Genomic DNA, 5228 nt, shown 5'->3' with positions numbered 1-5228 from the left:
GGACTCCCACTGAAAAAACGGCGGCGACCTACTCTCCCACTGTTACGCAGTACCATCGGCGTGACCGGGCTTAACTTCTCTGTTCGGAATGGGAAGAGGTGGAACCCCGGTGCTGTAGCCACCTGAATTGTAATAATGACAACGGAGGACAGGAAAAAAAATCTCACTGAACGTATATACCATCCCACTCGGACGGGCAAACAAGCTCCGGGCAATTAGTAACGCTCGGCTTTGGTGTCACCACCTTTACACCTGCGTCCTATCAACGTCATCGTCTATGACGACCCTCAAAGAAATCTTATCTTGTGGCCGGCTTCGCACTTAGATGCTTTCAGCGCTTATCCGATCCCGACATGGATACCCGGCAATGCACCTGGCGGCACAACCGGCAGACCAGAGGTCAGTCCGACACGGTCCTCTCGTACTAGTGTCAGAACCACGCAAATTTCATGCGCCCACGATAGATAGAGACCGAACTGTCTCACGACGTTCTGAACCCAGCTCGCGTGCCACTTTAATGGGCGAACAGCCCAACCCTTGGGACCTTCTCCAGCCCCAGGATGTGACGAGCCGACATCGAGGTGCCAAACCCCTCCGTCGATATGAGCTCTTGGGAGGGATCAGCCTGTTATCCCCGGAGTACCTTTTATCCTTTGAGCGATGTCCTTTCCATACAGAAACACCGGATCACTATGCTCTAGTTTCCTACCTGATCGACTTGTCGGTCTCCCAGTCAAGCGCCCTTATGCCATTACACTCTGCGGACGGTTACCGATCGTCCTGAGGGCACCTTTAGAAGCCTCCGTTACGCTTTTGGAGGCGACCACCCCAGTCAAACTACCCGCCAAACAGTGTCCTCCACAAACGGGAGTTAGAACTCAAACAACCGAAGGGCCGTATTTCAACGGCGGCTCCCCAATGACTGGCGTCACTGACTCTTTGCCTCCGGCCTATCCTACACATCGGATGCCCAAATTCAATGTTAAGCTATAGTAAAGGTTCACGGGGTCTTTTCGTCCCATCGCGGGTAATCGGCATCTTCACCGATACTACAATTTCACTGAGCTCACGGTTGAGACAGCGTCCGGATCATTACACCATTCGTGCAGGTCGGAACTTACCCGACAAGGAATTTCGCTACCTTAGGACCGTTATAGTTACGGCCGCCGTTTACTGGGGCTTCAATTCAACGCTTCTCTTGACGATGACGCCTCCTCTTAACCTTCCAGCACCGGGCAGGTGTCAGGCTGTATACTTCATCTTGCAATTTCGCACAGCCCTGTGTTTTTGGTAAACAGTTGCCTGGACCTATTCTCTGCGCCTCGACTCGCATCGAGGACCCTTTTTCCCGAAGTTACAGGGTCAGTTTGCCTAGTTCCTTAACCGTGATTCACTCAAGCGCCTCAGTATATTCTACCCGACTACGTGTGTCCGTTTGCGGTACGGGTACCTGCAGGATTGCGTTTAGCGGTTTTTCTCGGGAGTACGGTTACGTGCACTATTGGATTGTCCCGAAGGACGCACCATACTGTCAGGGTCGACTCTTGCCGTGGATTTGCCTGCAGCAATCGACATCTACACCCTTCAACCGGCTATTCCGTCAGCCGGCGGCACTGTCACAACTCCGTCACCGCATCACTCCTGAAGGTAGTACCGGAATATTAACCGGTTCTGCCATCGGCCTCGCCTTTCGGCTGAGCCTTAGGACCCGACTTACCCTGATCCGATTAGCGTTGATCAGGAAACCTTAGTCTTGCGGCGGGCAGGTTTCTCGCCTGCCTTATCGTTACTTATACCTACATTTGCTTTTCCACACGCTCCAGAATACCTCACGGTACGCCTTCTACGCAGAGTGGAATGCTCCCCTACCAATCACCTAAGATTCCAGGGCTTCGGCAGAATACTTATGCCCGATTATTATCCACGCCAAACTCCTCGACTAGTGAGCTGTTACGCACTCTTTAAATGAATGGCTGCTTCCAAGCCAACATCCTAGCTGTCCTAGCAATCTGACTTCGTTAGTTCAACTCAGTATTCATTTCGGGACCTTAGCCGCTGGTCCGGATTGTTCTCCTCTCGGACATGGACCTTAGCACCCATGCCCTCACTCCTGACTTCCAACTGACGCGCATTCGGAGTTTGTCAAGACTTGATAGGCGGTGAAGCCCTCGCATCTTATCAGTCGCTCTACCTCACGTCAGAACTTGTCAAGGCTGCACCTAAATGCATTTCGGGGAGTACGAGCTATCTCCAAGTTTGATTGGCCTTTCACCCCCACCCTCAGCTCATCCAGAAGCTTTTCAACGCTTATTGGTTCGGCCCTCCAGATGGTGTTACCCATCCTTCAGCCTGGCCAAGGGTAGATCACTTGGTTTCGCGTCTGCTCCTTCCGACTGTACGCCCTCTTCAGACTCGCTTTCGCTTCGGCTACAGGTCTTCATGACCCTTAACCTTGCCGGAAAAAGCAACTCGTAGGTTCATTATGCAAAAGGCACGCCGTCACGCCTTACGGCGCTCCGACCGCTTGTAGGCACATGGTTTCAGGGTCTGTTTCACTCTTCTGTTCGAAGTGCTTTTCACCTTTCCTTCACAGTACTGGTCCACTATCGGTCTCTCGGGAGTATTTAGCCTTGCCGGATGGGCCCGGCCGATTCACGCAGAATTCCTCGTGCTCCGCGCTACTCAGGATACCGCTATGCTTCCGTCCGCTTCGTGTACGGGTCTCTCACCCTCTGCGGAACTCCTTTCCAGAAGCTTCCACTCACGGAACGTCTTGCAACCGCGCGGTCCTACTACCCCGGATATGCCGTAACATAGCCGGTTTGGGCTATTCCCCGTTCGCTCGCCACTACTGGGGGAATCATTGTTATTTTCTTTTCCTGCAGGTACTAAGATGTTTCAGTTCCCTGCGTTGGCCTCCGGCATAACGCCGGATAATGTCTCTTCAAAACATTGGGTTGTCCCATTCGGAGATCCGCGGATCAACGGTTATTTGCACCTGCCCGCAGCTTTTCGCAGCTTATCACGTCCTTCATCGCCTCCGAGAGCCAAGGCATCCGCCATGTGCCCTTACTTGCTTTTTTGCCGTTTCCGTCCGAACCTTCCGGCCCGGGACGGCATATACTTTCAGCTTTCTCTTTTTCCTGTCACAACATGTCATAGAACGCCGGGATGACACCGAGCACAATACGCACAACGCACTCGCCGCTACGTCCATCCCATCGTGGAGAATAACGGATTCGAACCGTTGACCCCCTGCTTGCAAAGCAGGTGCTCTAGCCAGCTGAGCTAATCCCCCTTCGGAGTAGTCCCAGGCAGAGTTGAACTGCCGACCTCTACATTATCAGTGTAGCGCTCTAACCAACTGAGCTATAGGACTGTCAGTCAAACCCCAGCCTTCCGGCCCGGCTTCTTCTTTTCTCACTTTATCTGGATAAACAAAACCTTAGTACAAGAGGTTCTTATGTGATAACAAAAAGAACCGGCACTCTCCTCCGTAACCGCTCCAGAAAGGAGGTGTTCCAGCCGCACCTTCCGGTACGGCTACCTTGTTACGACTTAGCCCCAATCACCGGTTTTACCCTAGGGCGCTCCTTACGGTTACGCACTTCAGGTACCCCCGGCTTTCATGGCTTGACGGGCGGTGTGTACAAGGCCCGGGAACGTATTCACCGCGCCGTGGCTGATGCGCGATTACTAGCGAATCCAGCTTCGTGGAGTCGGGTTGCAGACTCCAGTCCGAACTGAGAGGGGATTTCGGGATTCGCATCCGGTCGCCCGGTAGCTGCCTGCTGTACCCCCCATTGTAACACGTGTGTAGCCCCGGACGTAAGGGCCGTGCTGATTTGACGTCATCCCCACCTTCCTCACATCTTACGACGGCAGTCCCGACGGAGTCCCCAGCGTTACCTGATGGCAACTGTCGGTAGGGGTTGCGCTCGTTATGGCACTTAAGCCGACACCTCACGGCACGAGCTGACGACAACCATGCAGCACCTCCGCAGCGGCGATCGCTCGACGGTGTGTCTCCACACCTGACCGCTGCAGTTCAAGCCCGGGTAAGGTTCCTCGCGTATCATCGAATTAAACCACATGTTCCTCCGCTTGTGCGGGCCCCCGTCAATTCCTTTGAGTTTCACCGTTGCCGGCGTACTCCCCAGGTGGAATACTTAACGCTTTCGCTTGGCCGCTGGCCGTCTATCGCCAACAGCGGGTATTCATCGTTTACTGTGCGGACTACCAGGGTATCTAATCCTGTTTGATACCCGCACTTTCGAGCATCAACGTCAGTTACGGTCCAGCAGGCTGCCTTCGCAATCGGAGTTCTTCGTGATATCTATGCATTTCACCGCTACACCACGAATTCCGCCTGCCTATGCCGCACTCAAGGCCCCCAGTTTCAACTGCAATTCTACGGTTGAGCCGCAAACTTTCACAACTGACTTAAGGACCCGTCTACGCTCCCTTTAAACCCAATAAATCCGGATAACGCTCGCATCCTCCGTATTACCGCGGCTGCTGGCACGGAGTTAGCCGATGCTTATTCATACGGTACATGCACGCATCCACTCGTGGACGTTCTTATTCCCGTATAAAAGAAGTTTACAACCCGTAGGGCCGTCTTCCTTCACGCTACTTGGCTGGTTCAGGCTCGCGCCCATTGACCAATATTCCTCACTGCTGCCTCCCGTAGGAGTTTGGACCGTGTCTCAGTTCCAATGTGGGGGACCTTCCTCTCAGAACCCCTATCCATCGCCGACTAGGTGGGCCGTTACCCCGCCTACTATCTAATGGAACGCATCCCCATCGGTTACCGATCAATCTTTAATGGATTTGGCATGCGCCAATTCCATGCCATCGGGTATTAATCTTTCTTTCGAAAGGCTATCCCCGGGTAACCGGCAGGTTGGATACGTGTTACTCACCCGTGCGCCGGTCGCCATCAGCCGGAGATAGCTCCGGCCATGCTGCCCCTCGACTTGCATGTGTTAAGCCTGTAGCTAGCGTTCATCCTGAGCCAGGATCAAACTCTTCATTGTATGTGTATCTTCTGCGCCCGGATGCCCAGGCAACCGGACGGAGTCTGCTCTGTCAGGATTACGGATCAAATCTTCATTCCCTGCATTCCGCAGGTCTTGACGGTTCTCTCTTTTACCCAAGACTGTCAACAGTCTTGCTCTTGTACTACTGTATTGTTTATATGGAATCTCTTCAAAGAACGCTCTTCT

The 5228-nt window shown here is 53.4% G+C and carries 2 tRNA genes and 3 rRNA genes; all 5 read right to left on the bottom strand.

The window, feature by feature from the left end:
• Positions 1-15 precede the first annotated feature (15 nt).
• The 5 genes from rrf to Q0Z70_RS12935 all read right to left on the bottom strand — a co-directional run bounded on the left by rrf (position 16) and on the right by Q0Z70_RS12935 (position 5039).
• A 5S ribosomal RNA gene (rrf, locus tag Q0Z70_RS12955) occupies positions 16-126 on the bottom strand.
• A 70-nt stretch (positions 127-196) separates the two neighbouring features.
• Positions 197-3083 (bottom strand): 23S ribosomal RNA (locus Q0Z70_RS12950).
• Between the two features lie 141 nt (positions 3084-3224).
• Positions 3225-3298 (bottom strand) — tRNA-Ala (locus tag Q0Z70_RS12945).
• Positions 3299-3305: 7 nt separating this feature from the next.
• Positions 3306-3379, bottom strand: a tRNA-Ile gene (locus Q0Z70_RS12940).
• A gap of 130 nt (positions 3380-3509) precedes the next feature.
• A 16S ribosomal RNA gene (locus Q0Z70_RS12935) occupies positions 3510-5039 on the bottom strand.
• The 16S, 23S and 5S rRNA genes sit together here with 2 tRNA genes alongside, the layout of an rRNA operon.
• Positions 5040-5228 lie beyond the last annotated feature (189 nt).

It is taken from the genome of uncultured Bacteroides sp. (assembly GCF_947632445.1).
In the GTDB taxonomy this organism is placed as follows: Bacteria; Bacteroidota; Bacteroidia; order Bacteroidales; family Bacteroidaceae; genus Bacteroides.
This window is presented reverse-complemented; position numbering and strand designations above follow the sequence as displayed.